Annotated in this window: 18 protein-coding genes; 2 read left to right on the forward strand and 16 right to left on the reverse strand. The window is 58.6% G+C overall.

The window, feature by feature from the left end; all coding sequences use genetic code 11:
* Positions 1–59: 59 nt before the first annotated feature.
* Entirely contained in the window at positions 60–1,115 is a 1,056-nt protein-coding gene (locus tag MA884_RS09225) for a TRAP transporter substrate-binding protein (RefSeq protein WP_256230169.1), read from the reverse strand.
* A gap of 73 nt (positions 1,116–1,188) precedes the next feature.
* Positions 1,189–1,860: an RraA family protein gene (locus MA884_RS09230; protein WP_256230170.1), complete on the reverse strand. Its 672-nt coding sequence runs from the start codon at positions 1,858–1,860 to the stop codon at positions 1,189–1,191.
* 112 nt (positions 1,861–1,972) lie between these two features.
* On the opposite strand from MA884_RS09230, the gene MA884_RS09235 reads away from it, so the two are divergent.
* The gene (locus tag MA884_RS09235; RefSeq protein ID WP_256230171.1) at positions 1,973–2,872 is read left to right on the forward strand and encodes a LysR family transcriptional regulator; all 900 of its coding nucleotides are present in this window, start codon (positions 1,973–1,975) and stop codon (positions 2,870–2,872) included.
* Positions 2,873–2,952: 80 nt separating this feature from the next.
* On the opposite strand, the gene MA884_RS09240 is transcribed toward MA884_RS09235, so the two are convergent.
* The 5 genes from MA884_RS09240 to MA884_RS09260 all read right to left on the reverse strand — a co-directional run bounded on the left by MA884_RS09240 (position 2,953) and on the right by MA884_RS09260 (position 7,497).
* Positions 2,953–3,768, reverse strand: coding sequence for an HpcH/HpaI aldolase/citrate lyase family protein (locus MA884_RS09240; protein ID WP_256230172.1), 816 nt, complete (start codon positions 3,766–3,768; stop codon positions 2,953–2,955).
* Between the two features lie 39 nt (positions 3,769–3,807).
* Positions 3,808–4,611 carry a carbon-nitrogen hydrolase family protein gene (locus tag MA884_RS09245; RefSeq protein WP_256230173.1) on the reverse strand — a complete coding sequence of 268 codons (804 nt, stop codon included), beginning with the start codon at positions 4,609–4,611 and terminating at the stop codon, positions 3,808–3,810.
* Between the two features lie 73 nt (positions 4,612–4,684).
* Positions 4,685–5,680, reverse strand: a complete 996-nt coding sequence (locus MA884_RS09250) for a TRAP transporter substrate-binding protein (RefSeq protein ID WP_256230175.1) — start codon at positions 5,678–5,680, stop codon at positions 4,685–4,687.
* A 27-nt stretch (positions 5,681–5,707) separates the two neighbouring features.
* Entirely contained in the window at positions 5,708–6,991 is a 1,284-nt protein-coding gene (locus MA884_RS09255) for a TRAP transporter large permease subunit (RefSeq protein ID WP_256230176.1), read from the reverse strand.
* Entirely contained in the window at positions 6,991–7,497 is a 507-nt protein-coding gene (locus MA884_RS09260; protein ID WP_256230178.1) for a TRAP transporter small permease, read from the reverse strand. The genes MA884_RS09255 and MA884_RS09260 overlap by 1 nt, the downstream gene beginning before the upstream one ends.
* Positions 7,498–7,869: 372 nt before the next feature.
* Between MA884_RS09260 and kdgD the strand changes: the two genes are divergently transcribed.
* Positions 7,870–8,781, forward strand: coding sequence for a 5-dehydro-4-deoxyglucarate dehydratase (gene kdgD, locus MA884_RS09265; RefSeq protein WP_256230179.1), 912 nt, complete (start codon positions 7,870–7,872; stop codon positions 8,779–8,781).
* A gap of 170 nt (positions 8,782–8,951) precedes the next feature.
* Here the strand turns inward: kdgD and MA884_RS09270 are convergent, their stop codons facing one another.
* From MA884_RS09270 to MA884_RS09310, 9 genes are all read right to left on the reverse strand, one after another.
* Complete coding sequence (locus tag MA884_RS09270) at positions 8,952–10,196, reverse strand: TIGR02270 family protein (protein ID WP_256230180.1); 1,245 nt, start codon at positions 10,194–10,196, stop codon at positions 8,952–8,954.
* A gap of 15 nt (positions 10,197–10,211) precedes the next feature.
* The gene (locus MA884_RS09275) at positions 10,212–11,078 is read right to left on the reverse strand and encodes a hypothetical protein (RefSeq protein WP_256230181.1); all 867 of its coding nucleotides are present in this window, start codon (positions 11,076–11,078) and stop codon (positions 10,212–10,214) included.
* Positions 11,078–11,995, reverse strand: a complete 918-nt coding sequence (locus tag MA884_RS09280; RefSeq protein ID WP_256230183.1) for a DUF4150 domain-containing protein — start codon at positions 11,993–11,995, stop codon at positions 11,078–11,080. Before MA884_RS09280 ends, MA884_RS09275 begins: the two co-directional genes overlap by 1 nt.
* Complete coding sequence (locus tag MA884_RS09285) at positions 11,992–13,056, reverse strand: 3-oxoacyl-ACP synthase (protein WP_256230184.1); 1,065 nt, start codon at positions 13,054–13,056, stop codon at positions 11,992–11,994. Before MA884_RS09285 ends, MA884_RS09280 begins: the two co-directional genes overlap by 4 nt.
* Positions 13,053–14,195: a DUF2169 domain-containing protein gene (locus MA884_RS09290; RefSeq protein ID WP_256230185.1), complete on the reverse strand. Its 1,143-nt coding sequence runs from the start codon at positions 14,193–14,195 to the stop codon at positions 13,053–13,055. The genes MA884_RS09285 and MA884_RS09290 overlap by 4 nt, the downstream gene beginning before the upstream one ends.
* Positions 14,196–14,207: 12 nt before the next feature.
* On the reverse strand, positions 14,208–14,666 hold the full coding sequence (locus MA884_RS09295; protein ID WP_256230186.1) for a DUF6484 domain-containing protein: 459 nt from the start codon (positions 14,664–14,666) through the stop codon (positions 14,208–14,210).
* 15 nt (positions 14,667–14,681) lie between these two features.
* Positions 14,682–16,907, reverse strand: coding sequence for a type VI secretion system Vgr family protein (locus MA884_RS09300; RefSeq protein WP_256230187.1), 2,226 nt, complete (start codon positions 16,905–16,907; stop codon positions 14,682–14,684).
* A gap of 285 nt (positions 16,908–17,192) precedes the next feature.
* Positions 17,193–20,288, reverse strand: coding sequence for an efflux RND transporter permease subunit (locus MA884_RS09305; RefSeq protein WP_256230188.1), 3,096 nt, complete (start codon positions 20,286–20,288; stop codon positions 17,193–17,195).
* Positions 20,288–21,469: an efflux RND transporter periplasmic adaptor subunit gene (locus tag MA884_RS09310; protein ID WP_256230189.1), complete on the reverse strand. Its 1,182-nt coding sequence runs from the start codon at positions 21,467–21,469 to the stop codon at positions 20,288–20,290. The genes MA884_RS09305 and MA884_RS09310 overlap by 1 nt, the downstream gene beginning before the upstream one ends.
* Between the last annotated feature and the right edge of the window lie 3 nt (positions 21,470–21,472).

Here is a 21,472-nt window from a genome sequence, read left to right on the forward strand (position 1 = left end):
CAGAACGCGCAACAAGCTTTGTCGCGCAGCTCCATAGGTATTCAACGGATGTGCACGGGTCAGGGGTTGTGCAGGCTAACGCCAAGGGACGCGCCTGCCGTGGCATTCCAACGCTCGACACACTGCGCACCGCAACGCTTGCCCCAATCGTTGGCAATCTTGAGAACGGCGTCCTGCAGAATCTTCTGCTCGGCATTTGTCGGGGTGCTGACCTGCATATGGGCCGGACGGTGAATCTGGCAGTCAGGCGCGCCGATGTTGCAGGCCAATGCAGAGTGATTTTCTTTGGCGGTTTCTTCCCACAACCGGTCTTCCAGGACCTGGGATTGTGCCTGGAGCAAACGTTGTACAGGCTCGGGCAACGCCTGCCAGCGCTTCAAGCCAATGGCATAGAAGCCAACCGACCAGTCCACCGGCAGGTTGTAGAGGTGATTGGCCACGTCGTACCACCTGGCCGCATTGCCTGAGCCAATGCCCGTTACCGCACAGTCAATGACGCCGGTCTGCATGGCCGTCACCACCTCGGCGAACGGCAAGGTCATGGGCGATCCGCCGAGCGCCTTGATCAACTCGGACATATTGCGCCCGCGTACGCGAATCTTGCGCCCCTTGAGGTCGGCGATGGAATTGACGGGGTCACGACAGAAGAACACCTGCGCCGTGTAAGGCACCGTCGCCAACAGCTTGACGCCATGTCGTTCGGCCATGCGTTCTGCCAACACTGGTTTGAACGCTGTCGAAACCCGATGGGAGGTTTCGATATCGGTGGCCATGCCGGGCAGGTCGATCCCTTCGAAAAAGGCGTCGTCGCCGGCCACGAAAGCAAAGACGCCCATGCCGATTTCAACCGCGCCAGAGCGGATCAAACGCACCATCTCAGCGCCTTTGAGACCGCTTTCCGATAGCCCCCTGAGACGCGCCGTGACGGTGCCCCCCGAACTGTCGGGCAGGGTCTTGTTCCAGAACGGTTTCTCCACCGCACGGAAGGTGTAATTGTGGCTGCCACCGCCAATCACATTGAAGTGGGTGGTCGCCTGGGTGTCCGCCAAGGCTGCGGGCCCGATCAGGCCGCAGAGCATGGCGAAGATCAGAAGGGGAGTCTGGTACGGTTTCATGGTAGTCCTGTTGTTTTTTTGAGGGAGCTACATGGCAGAAACGAAATGGCAACGTGCGTCTGGGTTTTCTTGTTCAGGATCGGCCCAGGGTGGCGGCGTCGATGATGGATCTGGAACCTGTGACATCCGGGAATTTCTCGCCGTTTGCCAGTCTTGCCAAGGTGATTTTTTCGTTCTCCTGAAACGCGATTGCGCGCCGCGCCAGTGGGAGGACCTGGCCCGGGGTAATGACGACGATACCGTTCTCGTCGGCGACCACCGCATCACCGGGATGGACCACGACACCGCCACATTGGACCGGGGTACAAAACTCGCCTTCTTCGCCCTTGACCCGAGTGGTAATGGCACTGGCGCCCCAAGACCATATGGGAACCCCATGTTGGCGCAACTCGCTCAGGTCGGTGACGAATCCATCAATGACGATGCCGGCGATGCCGGCCTGCTTGGCCGCATACGCCATGGCGCCACCCATGGCTGCCGTGACCCGTTCACCGCAACGATCCACGATCAGAAAATCACCTGGCCTGGCGCAGCCCATCGCGTAATGCAAAATGCCCCCATCGGCCCCAGGCATTCTCACTGTAACGGCGGTTCCAACCGCTCTAATGTCTTGGAAATGGGCTTTAATATGGGCACTTAGAATACCTTTAGTGACAAAGTGGCCGATGGTTGCCGGCTCGGCCGCAAGAAGAATCGAAAGTTCTTCTGTGGCGATCTGTTGCGGTAGTTCTTTAATGATATACATGCTGGGATTTACTTGTTTTTGATGAATGTCTGATACAGTCAGTGCAGCCTAACAAGCAAGAATCCAATGCGATAATAAAAATCAACGTGTCAACACCAGGACGATTTTTATCATGAGAATTACCCTGATGCAGATCGAGGCCTTCTATTGGACTGCTCGATTAGGTGGTGTCCATGCTGCCTCACGACATCTTCATCTAACACAGCCGGCCATTTCCTCTCGAATTCGCGAGATGGAGTCGTTGCTGAGCGTGAAACTTTTCGACCGCAGCAAGCAACGCATGATCATCACCGCCGATGGCCTGATCGCCCTGCAACATGCCGAGTTGGCGCTTAACAACAGCGTCAAGCTCGAGCAGTTCGCGGCCAAGCAAAAGCACAATCGCAGATTGCGCGTCGGCGCTGACGAGTGTTCGGCAATGGTCGGGCTGACCGCGGTCATCGCCGAGATCAAGGCGCATTTTCCAGAGATCACCCTTGAAATCACGATTGATGTGGGGGCGGTGCTTAACCGAAAGCTCAATGATCACGAGCTTGACCTGGCGCTCCTGACCAATCCGATGACGCGAGACGATGTCACCGACATCTTTCTAGGCTGGATGACCTTCCAGTGGGTGGCCGCCGCACAGTTGGACATTGAAGGGGGGGCATTTCTACCGGAACATGCCGGCGCCTATCCCATCGTGACGCATTCCGCGCCCTCGACCTTGTACTCGGTCGTTGAGCGATGGCTGAAAGAAGGGGGGAATGTGTCCGAGGCTTTTCACTCCAGTAATTCCCTGGCATTTATCGCGAAGATGATCTCTGCTGGACACGCTATTGGTATTCTTCCTGTTCCGTTAATTCGAGACATGTTGGCAGTGGATATGTTGAAAGTATTGCCCAGTCATCCACCCATCGCACCGGCCAGGTTTTGTTTGTCTTATTTAACGGAAAGGCCCGATGTGCAACTCGATGAGTTGGTCGCATTGACGCGGGCGACGCTGTTGCGTCAGAACTTTCTGGTCAACTAGTCGTTTCCGCTTGTTGTTCGGCCGAATCAAATGTATTGATTCGGCCTTGCACTATGAGCTGTTCTTTATAAGTTGTGTCCTCAGGCACAAGCGTGTTGAGCCCCTAGGAACGTTTTTTGGATCGCGGCGATGTGTTGTCCCGCCTGATTCAGCCATGAAAGATCACTGCCCATCAGCAACATGTCACAGCCCATGTCCAACAGGCGCCTGGCTGTTTCCGTGTCTGCTGGAAAGCAGGGCACCATGACTTGGATCGAGCGCTTGTGGCATTTCTCGATCAGTAACGCCAGGCGCGCCTGGACTTCGGAGTTGCCGAGGCGATAGTCAACCGGCAATTGACGGGACAACGAGTAATCCGCCGGGCCGAAATGCACCGCATCGATGCCTTCGACACCGAGGATTTCATCGATGTTGTCAAAGAACTCGTAGCTCTCGGCCATGGGCACGATCACGCTACGGGAGTTCTCCTCTTGCGTGTAACGGGCCCAGTCAAATCCGGGGCCGGCGTAATTCGCCGAGCGAACCGAGCTGTCACCGCCGCGACGGCCCAACGGTGGGAATTTGCTGCAGCGGATGATTTCGCGCATCTGGCCAGCGTCGTGGACCTGGGGGACGATGATCCCGGCAGCGCCCATTTCCAGGGCTTTACGGATGTCCCATTCGAGGGTGCCACGAACGCGAACCAGGCTGTGGATCGCGGCGTGGTGGGCCGCCAGAATCAGTTTTTCCAGGTCTTTATCGACGCCCAGAGCGGTGTGCTCGGCATCGATGAAGACAAAATCCAGCCCCCAATTGCCAGCCACTTCGATGGGCATGCAGGCCGTACTGTAGATGTTCATCCCGAACGTCGGGCCGTCCGCCATTCGATCTTTCAGCGAGGTGATCTTCTTGTGCATTGCAATTACCTGAGAATGCGTTTTTCGGTGGCGGTTGTGTCAGAGGCGATAGGTCTCTGGCAGACGGTCGCGGAAGGGGTGTATCTCGAACACGCCAGGGTCGCGGATCAATGACTTGTTGCGCGCCTTGTCCAGGTCGATGTCGACGCTGAAGATGCCGTCCTCTTGTCCGGCGCGAATCAAGGTCTGGCCGGACGGTTCGATGATGTGGCTCATGCCGATGAACTGCATGCCACCGTCCATGTCGTTACGGTTCGCGGCGACGAAATAGACGATGTTCTCGGCAGCGCGCACGTTGCTGAAAATGTCCGGCAGCAGGCGCGCCTGCTCGGGCCAGGCCGCGGGCAGGACAACGATATCGGCCCCCTCCAGTGCCAGGGTGCGTACGACTTCCGGGAAGCGGATTTCGTAGCAGATCGCCAGGCCGATACGGCCGATTTCCGTATCGAATACCGGCGGTGTCCATTCGGCTGGGCGATCAGTGAAACGGTCACCGATCATGAAGGGCAGATGGCGCTTGCGATGCAGGCCGATGATCCCTTTGGGCCCCACCAGCGCAGCGGTATTGAAGATCGACTCGGCGTATTGCTCATAGAAACCGACGACAATGTGGATGCCGGTTTCAGCGGCGACCGCAAGCAGGGGATTGAGGGCATCGAGGCTGATGGCGCCTTTTTCCAGGTCTTCGCGGCTGTCGAAGGAGCCCCCAGTCAGCAGGCATTCGGCAAAAGCGATCAGGCGCGAGCCTTCTTTTGCGGCTTGCCGTGACAGCTCAGCGACGTTGTCGATGGTTTGAGCCGGATTGCCGACAACAGGGTGGATCTGTGCGACCGAAATTTTCATGGTTTGATTTCCTCGTGATGGATTGGAAGGCGTGCGCTGAGTGGGGTGCTCAGCGCAGCGGTGGGCGGCGCCGTTATTGCGGGTGGTAATCCACGGCCGTGTAGACTTTCTTCACCAGTTCGGGATTGATCTGCGCGGCGTATTTGTCGATCACCGGGCGTATTTTTTGCTGGATGCGCGCGATCTCTTCGGGGGCCAGTTCGTTGACTTGCATACCGGCACTTCGCAGTTCAGCAATCGTCCTGCTGTCGGCCTGGCGGGAAATCTCCCGTTGTTCAAGGCGCACTTCCATGGCGACCTCTGTCAGCAGCGCCTTCTCATCGGCATTCAAGCTGTCCCAGAAGGGTTTGCCGATCAGGACGATCTGCGGGTTGTAGTTGTGATGGGTCAGGCTGAGGTATTTCTGCACTTCATTGAACCTTGAGGCGAGGATCAGGGCTGCCGGGTTTTCCTGACCGTCCACGGTGTGGGTTTCGAGCGCGGTGTGCACTTCGGTGAAGGGCAACGGTGTTGGATTCGCTCCGAGTGCCGTCCACACATCAAGGAACAACGGCGATTGTTGCGCGCGAATTTTCAGGCCGGCGATGTCTTCCATCTTCTGCACCGGCCGCACGTTATTGGTCAGGTTGCGCACGCCCAGCTCCCAGAACGCCAGGCCCACCAGGTTCTTCGCGGGCAACTGGTCGATCAGCATCTTGCCGACTTCGCCATCGAGCATGGCGTCGACCTTGGCGGTATCGGTGTAGATAAAGGGGAAATCGAGAATGCCGAAGTCAGTCACATGATTGAGCATCAGGCCGGCGTTCCAGGTCATCATTTCCACCACGCCGCCCTGTAGTGAGGAGAGCACTTGTACGTCGCCGCCCAGTACGCCATTGGGAAAGGTCCGTACTTTGATCTTGCCGCCGCTGCGTTCATTGACCTTCTTGGCAAACAGCTCCATGCCAATGGCCGGCGGCGTTCCCTTCGGGCTGGTGGCGGCAAACTTGATCGTGTGAGCGTTGTACTCGGCGGCGAAACTCAAACTGCTGGCCAGCAGGGCAGCCAGGACGGTTAGATGCTTGATCATGGTTTTTCCTTTTTCTTGTCGGTTGTTTTAGTGGGCGAACCATTGCGCTGGAACAGTGACCAGGTCAGGGAAGATCACCAGGAGAAAGAGGACGATGGTTTCGGCGATCAGGAACGGGATGGTGCCCTTGAGCAGCGCTTCGTAGCGCATGTTGCCGATGCCACAGACGACGTTGAGCACCGTGCCCACGGGCGGGGTAATCAGGCCGATAGAGCAATTGATCATGAACAGCACGCCGAAGTAGATCGGGTCGATGTTCGCGGCGGTCACGACAGGCACGAGGATCGGCGCCAGCAGCAAAATCGTCGGCGTCAGGTCCATGACCATGGAGATCAGCAGAATCAGCAGCATGAGCACCACGATTAGCAGCTTCGGGTTGTCCATGAGCGGTTGAATGAGGTCGATGATCTGCCCCGGAATGTCCGCGATGGTAATCATCCAGGCCGGGATCGAGGCGGCGGCGACCAGGAACATGACGGCCGCAGTCGTTTTTCCTGCGCGCAACAGCAATTCGCTGAGTGACTTCAGGCTGAGCTCACGGTAGATCAGCGACGACACCAGCAGCGCATAGACGCTCGCCACCGCACCCGCCTCGGTAGGCGTCACGATGCCGAAGCGCAGGCCGACCACGATGATCACGGGCAACAGCAGCGCCCAGGTACTGTCAGCCAAGGCCTTGAGGCGTTCCTTGCCAGAGGCCTTGGGGCTCAGCTGGACGTCGTTGTCGCGACGGGACACCAGCCACCAGGTGATGACCAGCGCAGTGGCGATCATCAGCCCCGGGGCGATCCCCGCCAGGAACAATTTGGTGATCGACAAGCCGGAGGCGACCCCCAGGACCACGAAACCGATGCTCGGTGGAATAATCGAGCCAAGCACCGAGACCGAGGCGATCAGGCCGCCGGATCGGTTGCGGTTATAACCTGCGATGACCATCATCGGCAGCAACAGTGCGGTCAGTGACGCCGCATCGGCCAGCGCCGAGCCCGACAAGCTCGAGAGCAATACCCCGGCGAAGATGGTGACGTAGCCAAGGCCGCCGCGCAGATGGCCAACCAGGGAAATGGCCAGGTTGATGATGCGCTTGGACAGGCCACCGCTGTTCATGACCTCGCCGGCGATGATAAACAGCGGAATGGCCAGCAACGGAAAGCTGCCCGCCGAGTTGATGATGTTCTGCGCGATGATCTGGCCGTCGAACAACCCGAGCAGCCACATCAGGGCTACGCCGCAGAGGATCAGTGCATAGGCGATTGGCGCGCCTATGAGCAAGGCGGCCATCAACACGCCGACAAAAACGCCCAGGGCCATTATTTGAGCACCCCTTGTGCGGCGGAGGACAAGGGCACACCAGCCGGTGTAGCCAGGTGCTTCACCAATTGAGCGCAGAGCAGCAGGGTACTCAAGACGCAAAAGACCAATCCGGCGCCATAGAACAAGCTCATGGATATGCCGGTGGAAGGGGCGCCCACGTCCAGGTTGATCAATGTCTGCTGCCAACTTCCCTGGAGAAACAGCGAAGTTGCGAACAGCATCAGCAGGTAGGTCAACGTCAACAGGTGTTTGGCAATCTTGGGCGAGACACGGCTGGTCAGGATATCGACGCCGATATGACCCTTTTCATGAAGCATGAGTTGGGAGCCGGCGAAGACCAGCCAGACGAATGCCAACCTGGAAATTTCTTCAGCGAAGAACAAGCCGGAATTAAAGCCGTAGCGCAATACGACATTGGTGAAAATCAGCGCCGTGATACAAACCAGGCACGCAATGATCAACACCTTCAGCGTTAGAAAATAAAGTCTCAGGACGGCGTTCATGGTGCTGGCACCAGGTTGAGACCATGGAGGCTGCGCAACGGCGGTGTTGCAAGGAGAACCGCGCCGCTGAGCCGATTGGAGCGCGCTGCAAGAAGATGCAAAGGGAGCATAAGTAAGGTCACCTTTTTATTATTTGTTATATGTCGTCGTACGACATGGGTAAGTCTTTCCTTCCGCCGTAGTTGTGTCAATGCCAAAGCCAGTACTGGCTAAGTCAATGTTCTTATTAACTAGATAAGGAATATTAATCAGTTGAGGAAAGATCGTCGAAAGTTGCGGCCATCTGTTTTAAAGGTTGTTTTATTTATTGTTGTATGATGACGTATGACATCAACTGCTTTTCCAATGACAATCAAAACAGGTGATAAAACAATGACTCCGTCTGAGCTTAAAACCGTCCTTTCCTCGGGGCTGCTTTCGTTCCCGTTGACTGATTTCGACAGTCGCGGTGAATTCAACGCCGCTGGGTATGCGCGGCGCTTGGAATGGTTGGCGCCGTATGGCACGAGCGCACTGTTTGCAGCAGGGGGAACCGGGGAATTCTTTTCCCTGGCGGCCGATGAATACAGCGCAGTCATCAAGACCGCAGTCGATACCTGCGCCAGCAGCGTGCCAATCCTGGCGGGGGTGGGCGGGTCCACGCGCCAGGCGATTCAATATGCGCAAGAGGCTGAGCGGTTGGGCGCCAAAGGGTTGCTGTTGCTCCCTCATTACTTGACCGAGGCGAGCCAGGAGGGTGTGGCTGCCCATGTCGAGGCCGTGTGCAAATCGGTCAAGATCGGCGTCGTTGTCTACAACCGCAACGTGTGCCGCCTGACCGCTGCGCTTCTGGAACGGTTAGCCGAGCGCTGCCCGAATCTGATCGGCTACAAGGATGGCCTGGGCGATGTTGAATTGATGGTGTCGATCCGTCGTCGCCTGGGTGATCGACTCTCGTACCTGGGCGGTCTGCCGACGGCCGAGGTCTATGCCGCGGCCTATAAAGCGCTGGGGGTTCCGGTGTACTCGTCGGCGGTATTTAACTTCGTCCCTAAACTGGCGATGGATTTCTATCACGCGATTGCCAGGGAAGATCACGTGGCCGTTGGCAAAATGATCGACGACTTCTTCCTGCCCTATCTGGACATCCGTAATCGCAACGCCGGTTACGCGGTCAGTATCGTCAAGGCCGGTGCAAGAATTGTCGGGCATGACGCAGGCCCGGTACGTACGCCGCTCACCGAGCTGTCTGCAGAAGAATACAGGCTGCTCGCTGCATTGATCGAAAAGCAGGGCGCGCAGTAACCCCACCATGATTCAAACCACTGAAGACACAGTGGTCGGCGAGACAGTGACGCGACGCCCTGCAAGAGCAAAGCTCTCGCGGGGTGTTTTGTTTTCTGGAGGGCAGCGGACTGTCCGATATTGCGCTCGTGTTGCTGCGAGGCGACTGCTGATCGAAATACAAGCGTTGCTCATCGTCCGAACAACAAGCGCTTTTGCCGCCAAGCCGGTGCGCTGGTGGGAAAAAGCACTTCGGTTGCTCGATAGCGGGCGATGCCGCAGGCGGCGGCGATGCGCTGGCGTTGCTGTCCCTGGGCAAGGGCGTGCCGAAAACTGCCTTCGCTGTGCATGTGTCCCAGCACATAACCGACGCCCGCCTGGAAATCGCCGCCATGGGTCTGCCACCAAGCGGTGATTAGCTGCGGGTCGGGCCAGGGTAGATTTTCGTCGGGGTCCATCGCCACGTTGGTGTCTTCAGGGTTGTCGTTCGGGCCAGCGTCGAAATCGGGCAGGTCCTGCAATTCCAGGTCAAGTAGCGCCAGGTCAGCGCCGGTGATCAGGCTGAAGGCTTCACCGGCGACCCGGGCATAGGGCAAGTCGCTCATCTGCTGGATCAACCACGGTATGCAGACTGGATCGCCCAGCAGCCCAAGGGCCTGGATGCCGATGCGCCGATCCCTGGGATCCTGTACCCACTGGCGTATCCAGGCGATGCTGGACTCACGTTCCTGCCAGGCCAGCAATACGCAGAGCGCGCGGTACTGGAACTCGCCCGGCTGTTCGGCGAATTGTCGCAATGGCTCCAGGGCTTGCTCGTCGCCCATCTGCGCGGTGGCCCAGTTGGCCCAGAAACGCGTAGCTGCATCCTCATGCAGACGATGAACATGAATCGCCGGCAGCAGGTCACGCCGGCGCAGTTCGCCGGCGGTACGGGCGGCACGCGCCAACACGCTGGGGTCGACGTGGGACAGTTCAGTCAGCAGGGTAGGGCCGGGATCATGGCGATGCATCCCGCAGGCCGCCAGGCCGAGGCGATGAAACAACGGCTCAGGGGAGGCGAGCATACGTTCGATCCAGGGCGACACACGCTCCCAATCAAGCCACCCCAACGCCATCAGAAAACCGCGCTCCGTTTCTGAGGCGTTTCGCAAATGGTCGCTGAGTCGCGACAGCATCTTCGCATCGGCTGCCTCGAAGGCCAGCAACACACTGGCGAACGTCTCGCCGACGGCGTGCGGGCCGAGCTGGGCCAGCAGGATCTCCAGGCCAGTTAAACCGGCAATGCGCAGGCCATCGAGATGAGCGTCGATGCGCTCGTCCAGTTTACTAAGGTCATCAAGGTCGTAATGGGGGGCGCGCACGGCGTGATCATGCAGGAGGATGAGGAAGCAAGCTTCTTCGGCATGTTGCTCGATCATTGAGGAGATGGGGACCATGACGTCTCTGTCTTGTTACGGCACCAGGTTTCCAAAGAAGTAACGCTTACCGACTTCGAAGTGCAGGGGAGAGGCTATGTATCGGTCCAGGATAGCGGCCGCATTCAGCGGTTGAAACTCGCCATTTTTTCCGTAGAAACTGGAACAGTCGACGCCGGAATACACCTCGAATTTGCGCCTCCAGATGAGAAAATTGCTCCAGTCGATCCATTCATCAGTGCCTGAAGGAACCAGGGACTTTCTCATGACCCAGACTTGTTTGTTCATGTCGACGGGCATCCCCCCGGAGATTGAGCAGCGATCGCTGCCATAAGCGTTCTGCAGTTCGCTAAGTCGTGAATCGACAGCCGCTTTGTATTCGATTTCGTTCAAGCCACTGTCAAAGAACTCGGGCTCGCTTTCGATGGGGTCAAGAAGATTGGTCAAGTTGGCTTCCACGGCAGCTCGGTCGGCCCGACGCGTAAACGTACGCCATGCCTCAACCATGAAAGGTATCAGCCACAGCACACCAGACCACTGGGCTGCCAGGCACGCCTCGATGCGAAGGTAGGTGGGGCCTTCAAGTATGAGCTCGGCAAGGAAATCCAGGTCAGTGTCGAGCCCTGCATCAGCGGTCAGACCGAGGCAGGCCGATACCAGCGTTGGATCGCAATCGGGGTCCACTATCCATTTGCGCAGTTGGGATACGTGGCTGTAATCGCCATGCTTGGCCTGCTCCAGAATCGCAGCCAGGGCAATCCACGGGTCATCGCTCATCCAGCCGTCAGGTGACAATACTTCTGCCGGAGCGGGGCCACTGTAGTGATATCCACATCCCTTCCAATAGAAGCTGTCTTGAAGGAAAGCGGGTCTTTGGGTGTGCTTGTAAATAGAGGCTTTCATCATTCGGGCCTTGGAAAACTATTGATGCGTGTCTCTTGAAGTGCACTCAGCTCTCCTTCGAGCTTCTCACACTTCTTGCCAGTCGGGGCGAGATTCCCTTGCCCGGCCGGACAACCTCCGGCCGCCTTGGGGACTCTATGGGCCACTGGCTCTCCCTGACCCACTTCTGTTTTCCAACGCATATAGCCTGGCCGGTTAATCGCCCAATCATTTTCAATGTTGGCTTTCTCTCGTTTGCTCGTTACGTAGTACTTATTGCATCCGCTCGGTTGCTTTCCGGCAGGTGGCAACAAGTGCCTGCACTTGGGGTTTGCCCGGACTTTGGCGAGGACGGCTGCGTTCTTGGGATTTTGTGCAGTGCCGTAGAACTCGTCCTCCGTCATGTACGCCCCGTTCGCTTGAGCCTTGGAGTGCGCCGCGCCGCCACAACATTCACATTTGTGTTTGCCTGGCACCTTGGCGTCTTGTTGCACCGGACTGTATTTGGCGGTGTTGACCATGGGAACGGCCGCATTCGCTGCGGGGCTGGCATGATTCGATGTGGTGAGATCGGTATGTCGGTCTACGTTCTGGCCTTCGAAAAGAACATCCATTGACCATGAAACAAAATAGGTCTTGCCGGTGATGACGTGAGTGATAACGCCGGCACCCTGGCTTCTTGTGGCGGCTTCGTCGCCCAGCGGTGAGCTTTTATAGAAGGAGCGATTTTTTAACATGATCTCCTTGTTTTCAATCTTGACGGTCTTGCTGCCTTTCTTCATGTCCTTGGAAAACGAGGTGTCGGGGTAGGGCACCGGGATGGGTCCTCCCGGAGGCGGTGGTGGCGTCAGGCAGACATCCGGGAATGCTGCGATGACCTTGCCGCCACCCGCTTTGCATGCAATCTCATCGCCGTTTGCATAAACGTCGCAGCTCATAGAGCCCCCTCGGATCGACTGAGGTCGCGCACAACGGCGGCGGCGCGTGCGCCGGCCAGGGCACTGCTCAGACAGATCGCGGTGATTCCCGGTGCATAGCCTTTGCGAAACGCCTGGTCGGCGAGTATCAACTGGACGATTCCGGCAATGGCCCCGGTGTCACCCATGGCCTCTGCCCAATGCCACAGTGGCTGATCCTCTTTTCGAACTGTCCGAAAAAGTCGGGCCTCCATCAACGCAAGTTCCTTGAACCCGTATTGCTCTCCGGTGACATCGGACAGGCGCAGATCAATTTCATGCAAACCCAGCTTGGCCTGTGCGAGCGCCGTGCGAGCGGCGTCGGTCAGCCCGCTTGCTCGCAGGGGTTTGTTCGACAACAGAGGTGCCTCCTCTTGCCCAAATCCCAGGCCTGAGATTTCCAGGCAGGTGCCAGGTTGCCGATAGGCCTGAATCAAGATGGCCGCGGCCCCTTCGCCAGGAAACAAGCCGTCATTGTGAGTGGCCGTTTTCAGCCGGCGGTGGTTGTCCAGCCATTGAAGCGTCAAGGCACTGAGCAGCGAGTCAACACCCGCCACCACGCAGGCGGGGACACTTGTTTCCCGCATCAATCGACTGGCTTCATGAAGGGCATGCATGCCGGCAACATGACCGGAGGGGATGACCTTGGAATGACTTGGATGGAACTGTATGCCCAACTTGGAAGATGCGTCCTGTATGACGGCCTGGGCAATTTCCCTGATATTGATTCCGGGACGCTCCGGTTCAGCCAGGCACAGGAGAAACGGCACTTCTTTCCAATCCAGCTTCGGCGCGCTGTGTATCAGCTCGACCAGTGCATGCATCATGAGCCCGGACATGCGCGACGCTGCCGGGAGAGCCAGGTCAACGGCGGGCACCGTCGCGCCGATGATGGGTTCGCACGCGTTGTCAAAAAATGGGAGCTCCTGGAGCGCTGAAAGTCCGGCTCGCTTGGCAGCACAGGCGCTAGCAACGCATAGACCCACTGGGCACGCCATTCCCATGCTCGTGATGAAGAGGGAGTGCCCCTGCATGGACGTCATATCTCCTCTTCGGCGGGAGGATAAGCTTCCTTTGTCCACGCGATGAGTCGATCCAATGACTTGAAGTGTTGCTTTGCGCGCATGCGTTCTTCGTTGGCCTTGGCCTGTTCGAACTGAGCGGCGGTTTGCCCGACGATGACCTTGGCCACCTCCTTGATGTTGCGCCCGAGCGGTGAGGAGGCTCGCCATGTCAGCGTCAAGCGATTCGCGTCAGGTTCAAGAATGAGGGTGTCGACCACGGCGGCGGCTTCGCGTGTGCTGTCGTCGTGAAAAACGACAAGCATCGCTAGTTTCAGGTTTTTCGGAAGCCTGAATGCCGAGCGGCCTTTATCGCTCAGATTAAGCAGCGCAACTTCTTCGCCACCTTGCGGGTAGTCAATTTGCTGATCCTCTGGTGCGCACTGAAAATAACGCAGGTCAAAATCTTCCGGTAGAAATGGAAACTGATGATCAAGCCACGCCTGATCATAAGTGCCGGCCCATCGGATACGCTGGTGCCAGGCTCGACCGATCGGGCCGAATGCCATTGGCTTGTAATCCCCATCGGGCGTGGTGACGGGCCTGTCCAGTTCTTCGGTATTGGGCAGTGGTAGACCATTTATCCGGGCAGTACTTGCACTTGGGTAAAATCCGACCCCAACCGGGTTCCAGGGATACCACTGATGTTTAGTGGCGTCGGCATGTGTTCGATCCACCCCTCCAAAAGCCTGTGCATAGGTCACAGGTATTCTTGTGAAGGGAGCAGGCCTGGTTATCGAGTGTGAGAGGGCGCCCTCTACATAGACCCGTTGCCCCACAACCTTGAATGCTTTTACAAGCGTCCCGACTTTCAAGGCTACGTTCAGTTCTGTTGCCGGCTCTCCATTGGGTGCGTGGCAGTGTCCAATGAGTAGGACATCGCAGCGTGGCTTGTGCAGTGCAAAATCGTTTTCGTATAACGCAGCCGATTCTCCAGGCTCACCTGGGAACACATCGGCCATGATCAGCGGAACCTGTTGTTCGAGCAGGCGAGGCGCATTTCCAGGGTGATCTGGAATGCCGTAGGTTCCTTTCGCCACCACGACCAGCCATTCACGGCCCGTTTTATCGGTTGAGGTCGTATAGCCGCCGACGAGGCGGGTCTTGTTTACCAATTCCATGGCGTCACTGCCTCAGTTGATCTGTACCGAGCCACCCTTGATGCGGTTCACTCCGGACGATCGGCTCGAGAGGTAGGCCCCTCGGATCAACACCTTGCCTTCGCGTGTGAGGGTAATGCTGGCCTTGCCGCAGCGCAGGACGATTTCCCGTTCTGCGGTGAATTCCAAGCGCTCGCCGTCCAGGTCGGCGACGGCGGGCGTCGTGGTTTGCGGCAGGCGCTGGATACGACCGATCACCAGCGGCCGGGCGGGATCGCCCGCCTCGAACATCAGCGCGACCTGGGCACCGATGTCCTCGCGACTGAGCGGTGTGGTGGTCCGCGCGGCGAGCCCCGTGTCATCGGGGCAGCCGGGAAAAGCCACCACTGGGGCGTCGGCGTTGGGCACATCCAGTAGCACACCAATCACGACACCCTCCACGCGCACGGGCATGGTAGTGGAGGCGGCGGGGAGGCGGTATTCGACGGTCATCGCACACGCTCCATGCTAGTTCTGCAGAATCTTCTGGCCTTTGACGACAACGTTCCGGCTGGCCTTGATCTTGATGGCACCGGAGCCGTCGATGGTGATGTCCTTACCGCTGATCATGATCGTGCCGTCCTTCTTCATGGTGATGCTGGCGTCGCCCGTCGTCAGGCTGATGGAGTCGCCGGCGTTGAGGACAAAGTTCTTGCCAACGTCCAGGCTGTCGTTCTGCTTGATGTTGGTGGTACGGTTCTGGGCGACGTCACGGGATTCGTTCTGGCCGATCCGGGTGCTCTGGTTGCCATTGATCTCGATACCTTCGTTGCCCTTGACCGTTTCGTTACGGTTGCCGGTGATGCCGATGGTCTCGTTGCCGCCCACGTCCTCGGTGCGGTTGCTGACGATGGTGATGCTTTCGTTGGCACCGACCTTTTCCGTGCGGTCCGCGCCGATGGTGATGGTCTCGTTGTTGCGCACGTTTTCGGTACGGTTGGCGCCGATGGTGATTTTCTCGTCGCTGCCCACATCTTCGGTGCGGTTCACGCCGATGGAGATGGTTTCGTTGTTGCCGACGGTTTCCTTGCGGTCCACGCCGATTTTGATGGTTTCGTTGTTGTCCACCGTCTCGGTGCGGTCGTGTTTGACGTGCACGGTTTCGTCGTTGTCGATGGTCTTGCTGCGGTCATGGCCGACCCAGTGGGTCTCGTCGTTCTCGACCTCGATGTCCTGATTCTTCTCGGCATGGATGAACAGTTGCTCCGCGCCTTTCTTGTCCTCCATGCGGATTTCATTGAAGTTGGCCGGTGAACCGCCCTTGCTTGAACGGCTTTTCACCCCGCTCTGGGTGGCATTGGCCGGCAACCCGTAGGGCACGGTCTGTTCGGCGTTGTAGACGCGACCGGTGATGATCGGCCGGTCGGGGTCGCCTTCAAGGAAGCTGACGATCACTTCCTGACCGATCCGCGGGATCTGCACGGCTCCCCAGTTTTTGCCAGCCCAGGCCTGGGACACGCGAATCCAGCAGGAGCTGTTTTCGTTGGATTGGTCATGGCGATCCCAATGGAAATGCACCTTGACCCGGCCATACTGGTCGGTCCAGATCTCCTCGCCACTGGGGCCAACCACCACGGCGGTCTGCGGCCCGCGGACAATGGGCATGGGGGTCAGAGGGAGAGGGCGGAAGGCCTGGCTGGCATCCATGCAGTCCAGCTCGCTGACGAACTGTTCGGCGATGTCCGACTGGCCGCTTTCATAGACTTCCTGACGGATCTGATAGCGCGCGACCACCACCAGGTATTCGCGATTCTGGTCCGCACGGTCGTAACCCGTCAGCGAGAACAAATGGCCGCAGCCCAGCCCGCGGGCGCGGCCACGCAACTGCACGCGCTCGAACTGGCTGTGAATGGCTTCGATGCGGGTACGCGCGTAGTGATCGCCGTCGTTGCTCTGCAGGTACTCACCGGGGTAGTCATAGAGCGGGTGGTCACTGTTGCTGTGGTTGCGTACCACACTGGAACGCACCTCAAGGCTGGCGCGCGGGCGCAGGAAGTCATAGTCGTTCAGCGCCAGCGAACCAGGCTGGACTTCCCGCGCCAGTTGCCAGTCGTAGAAATGATCGCGTTCGCGCATTTGCCGATCGGGCGGATAGAAGGGTACCGAGTCGTAGTCCGCCGGCGCGGAGTGAGCGCCATAGGCGTCGGCCAGCACCAGTACATGACGCTCCTTTTCATGGCGAAAGAAGTAATAGATACCTTCCTGTTCCATCAGCCGGCTGACGAAATCGAAACTGCTTTCGCGGTACTGAACGCAATATTCCCATTCGCGGTAGCTGGCGCTGAGGCTGTCTTCGAAATCAGAGAAACCGAGGTCGCGAAACACCTGCTTGATGATGTCCGGCACCGTCTTGTTCTGGAAAATCCGACAGTCCGAGGTCCGCGTGAGCAGCCAGAACCATGGCCGCAGACTGACCCGATAACCGGCGAACTGGCCGTGGCCGGTCAGTTGCCGACAGCTGCAAACGATGCCATGGAAATAGCGCTTTGCCCCGTTGTACAGCTCAAGGGTCAAGCCCATCGGCTTGCCCAGCAACTGATCGAACTTGATCGCCCGGTCTTCGGAGGTAAGGTCCAATTCGTAGTGAAACAACCGCCCCAGCTCTTCGCTGCCATCCAGGCTCTGCAGCAACAGGACATCGCCGCCGAGGGGACTGTCGACCTGTACCAAACGGTTGTTTTGGGTGATTGCCATCTACGGCTTCCTTGGCTCGTGTTCGGGCATCAGTTGGCTGTAAGGAGTGCGGCGGCGTACTCAAGGTCGTCACCACAGGGGGCAGCAGAGGGCGTTGTGTCGAACAATCGGTTTACATTCACCACAGAGGTGATCTCCATATCGGCGCTGCGATCTGCACTGAGTCAGAGCGGACGTATGATTAGATCCGTCTCTCTGACAATAGCACATGGGTCGGGAGGCAATCGCCGGAGGGCGGACGGTTAGCCTCGAAGCCTTCCTTGGCAAGACGTGGCGGTCTGCAAATCATGCAGAGTGCCCCGGGTTGGCGACAGGCTGAGCTTTTTTCCGATGGCGCAGGTTATCGAGTGCCACGAACACCACCGGCGTCGTCAGCAATGTCAGCACCTGGCTGAGCATCAAGCCACCGACAATTGCGACCCCGAGCGGTTCGCGCAACTCGGCCCCCGTGCCAAAGGCCATCATCAAGGGCACGGCACCGAGCAGGGCGGCCAGAGTGGTCATGAGAATCGGCCGAAAACGCGCCAGGCACGCCTGATGGATGGCGTCGCGAGCGGACAGGTTGCGTTCGCGCTGTGCGTGGATGGCGAAGTCGATCAGCAGAATACCGTTTTTCTTGACGATGCCGATCAGCAGGATCAGGCCGATCAGTGCCATGATCGAAAAGTCCAATTGCCAGGCCCACAACAACAGAATCGCGCCAATGCAGGCTGACGGCAGGGTTGAAAGGATGGTCAGTGGGTGCACCAGGCTCTCATAAAGCACACCCAGGATGATGTAGACGGCCACCAATGCGGCCAGGATCAAAAACGGTTGGCTGGCCAGGGACGACTGGAATGCCTGGGCAGAGCCCTGGAAGGTCCCGTTCACTGACGTCGGCATGCCGATCTCGCGTTCGATGTCCTGAAGTGCCGTCACCGCCTGCCCGAGTGCAACTCCGGGGGCGAGGTTGAAAGACAGATTTGCGGCCGGCAGCATGCCGTTGTGGTTGATCACCACAGGGCCGCTCGCCGGCGGCTCGATCCGCGCAAACGTGAGGAGTGGCACCATCTGCCCGGTCAGCGGCGAACGCAGGTGGAAGTAACTGAGGCTTTCGGCATTGCCGCGCTGTGCCGTGCTCAGTTCGAGTATCACTTGGTATTGGTTGACCTCGGTCTGGTACTCGCTTATCTGCCGTTGCCCGAAGGCATCGTACAGCGCGTTGTCCAGGTCTTGGGCGGTGAAGCCATAGCGTGCGGCCTCGTCGCGATCCAGGGTGATTCGGGTGATGTTGGCATCCAGTTGCAGGTCATGGGAAGCATCACGGAACAGCGGGTTGGCCCGCAGCCGATCGGTCAGCGCGGTGGCCCAGGTCGCCAGCTCGGCACTGCTCTGCGCACGCAACACGTATTGATATTGCGCGCGGGGCTGGCCGGCACTGAGGTTGATGTCCTGCACGGCGCGCAGAAACACCTGGATGCCAGGCACCTGCGCCAGTTGCGGGCGCAACCGGTCGATGACCTGACTGACCGTCTCGTCGCGCTCCCCCGGGTCGTTCAACACCAGCCAGACCCGACCATTGCCGATCGAGTCGGTGATGGTGCCACCGATGGCGTGGTTATAACTGATGACCGCCGGAACCTTGCTGAAAATCGCTTCCAGTTGTTTGTGTTTCTCGACCATCTCCTCATAGGGGATGTCGGCGGAGGCCTGGGTAAATCCCTGGACGAAGGCCGTGTCCTGCAACGGAAAGAAGCCTTTGGGAATCATGATGAAACTGGCCACGCTGAGGACCACGGTTGCAAAAAACACGCCCAGCATGATTCGCTGATGACCAAGCGTCCAGGTCAATGTGCGATCGTAGAGTTTTAGCAAACCGGCGAAGAAGTCTTTGTCCGATTCGACACGATGGCCGGGCGCCTTCATGAAAAGGGACGCGAGCGTCGGGGCCAGGGTCAGGCAGACCACGACCGAAATCATAATGGCGGCCACGGAAGTCAGGGCAAACTCGCGGAACAAACGACCGATCACGCCACCCATGAAGAGCAGGGGGATGAAGGCGGCAATCAGCGACACACTGATGGACACCACCGTAAAGCCGATTTCACTGATGCCCTTGAGCGCCGCTGTGCGTTTGTCCTCACCCAGCTCCAGGTGTCGGTGGATGTTTTCGATCACTACGATCGCATCATCGACGATGAAACCGACCGCGATGACAATCGCCACCAGCGTCAGGTTGTTCAGGCTGAAACCGGCCAGGTACATCACCGCGCATGTCGACACCAACGATACCCCCAGCACAGTGGTGACGATCAGCGTGGCTGACAGTTGTCGCAGGAACAACGCCATGACGCCGATTACCAGAATGATCGCGATGCCCAGCGTCAACTCCACCTCATGCAAGGAGGAGCGGATGGTGCGGGTCCGATCGTTCAACACCTCGACCGTCATGTCTGCTGGCAAGGACGCCTTGAGATGGGGGAGGGCTGCCTGAATACGATCGACGGTGGCGACGATGTTGGCCCCCGGCTGTCGCCGGATCACGAGGACGACGCCCGATTGGCCATTGGGCCAGCTTTGCGTGTAGTCATCCTCGGAGCCCAACGTGACCCGTGCCAGATCCCGTACCCGCACCGCCGAGCCGTTGCGGTAGGTGACAATGACATTGTCATATTCGTGGGGTTCGAAGAGCTGATCGTTGACTTCCAGATGGGAGACTCGGTGTTTACCGAACAAAGCCCCCTTGGGCAGATTGACGCTGGCGCTCTGCACTGCGGTGCGGATGTCTGCCAAGGTCACACCGGCGGCCGCGAGAACCTCTGGACGGGCCTGGATACGGATCGCCGGGCGGCGTTCGCCCACTACGTTGATCAGGCCAACCCCCGTCAGTTGACTGAGTTGGCGAGAGAGCACGGTATCGGCCAGATCACTGACTTGCATCAGCGACAAGTTAGCGGAGTAAGCGCTGAGAATCAGGATCGGACTGTCGGCAGGATTGACCTTGCGCCATACCGGCAGGCTAGGCATGTCGCTGGGCAAACGCGCCGACGCATTATTGATTGCCGCCTGGACTTCCTGCGCGGCCGCGTCGATATTTTTGTCCAGCGCGAACTGCAGCGTCAGCGTCAGCGTGCTCAACGAACTGGCCGAGGTCATCTCGGTAATGCCGGGTATCGAGCTCAGTTCGACTTCCAGCGGCGTCGCTACCGAGGAGGCCATGGTCTGGGCACTGGCTCCCGGCAGTGTCGCGGTGATCTGGATCGTCGGAAAATCGGCTTCCGGCAGCGGTGCGATGGACAAACGGGGGTAGGCGATCACCCCGAGCAATACCAGAGCAAAACTCAACAAAATAGTGCCGATGGGGTGATCCATACACCAGGCGTAGACATTGCGGCCGGCCATCAGAAAGCACTTTCGCTGGCGACCGAGGAGGGTGCTGTATCGCGACCATCAAGCATGTGCACCTGCGTGCCCGGACGCAGCCGTGAATAGCCGTCGTCAACGATCCGGTCGCCGGCTTCAACGCCTTCGACCACCGCAATGTCAGCGTCGGCGTAGGTGACCGTCACTGGCTGAGGAGAAGCCTTGCCGTCTCTGACGCGCCAGACGAACGTATTTTGCGCGCCCTGTCGCAGAGCACGCTGCGGCACCACCATGGCCTCGCGCAGTATCGCGGCCTGCACAGTGATCACCACCGATTGATCCGGCCATAGGCGTCCCTGGGCGTTAGCAAAGTCGCCTTTGATCCGCACCGTCCCAGTGGCGTCGGAAACCCGGTTATCGATCAGGCTCAGGCTTCCCTCGCTCAAAAGTTCGCCGCCGTCGCCCGAGTACGCGCGAAGGATCACCGGCGCTTGCCCTGCGCCGGCAACCAGCGTACGCAACTGCGGCAGGAGCGCCTGGGGAAGCGCGGCCTCGATGCTGATCGGGTCCAGCTGCACCACTGAAAACAAGGCTTGCGTATCACTGGCCCGGACATAGCTGCCTTCATGAACGTTACGGATGCCGATCCGACCATCAGTAGGGGACAAGATCCGGGTATGGGACAACTGCACCTGATTGGCGGTGACGGTCGCTTGCTGGCTCTGCACCGTTGCGCGCAATTGAGCAACCATTGCTTCTTGCTGGTCGAGGGTTTGCGCCGATATAGCCTGGGTCGTGGCCAGCACACGGTAACGCTTGAGATCAAGGCTCGCCGAAGCCAACTGAGCTTGAGCCACTGACGTTTGTGCCTTGGCGTGCTCCAGAGCGGCAATGATGGCGCGATCATCGATACGTGCCAGGAGATCTCCGCGCTTGACGACCTGACCTTCTTTGACCGGCAATTCCAGCAGAAAGCCGTCAAGCTGGGAGCGGATTTCGACGCTGTGCAGAGAGCGTACGTTACCTATCGCGTGGATGAGTACAGGCACGTCGCGGTGGCGCATTTCGATCGTACTGACCGGAACCGTAGGCGGGGCGGTTGTCACAGCAGCCACCGACTCTCGCGACCACAACCACCAAGTTGCGCCACCCATGATCAACAAGCTGCCAAGTGTCAGCGACACACTGAAAACGGTACGGGGGATCTTCGATTGCAACATGAC

Source organism: Pseudomonas sp. Q11, from assembly GCF_024494355.1.
GTDB lineage: Bacteria > Pseudomonadota > Gammaproteobacteria > Pseudomonadales > Pseudomonadaceae > Aquipseudomonas > Aquipseudomonas hefeiensis.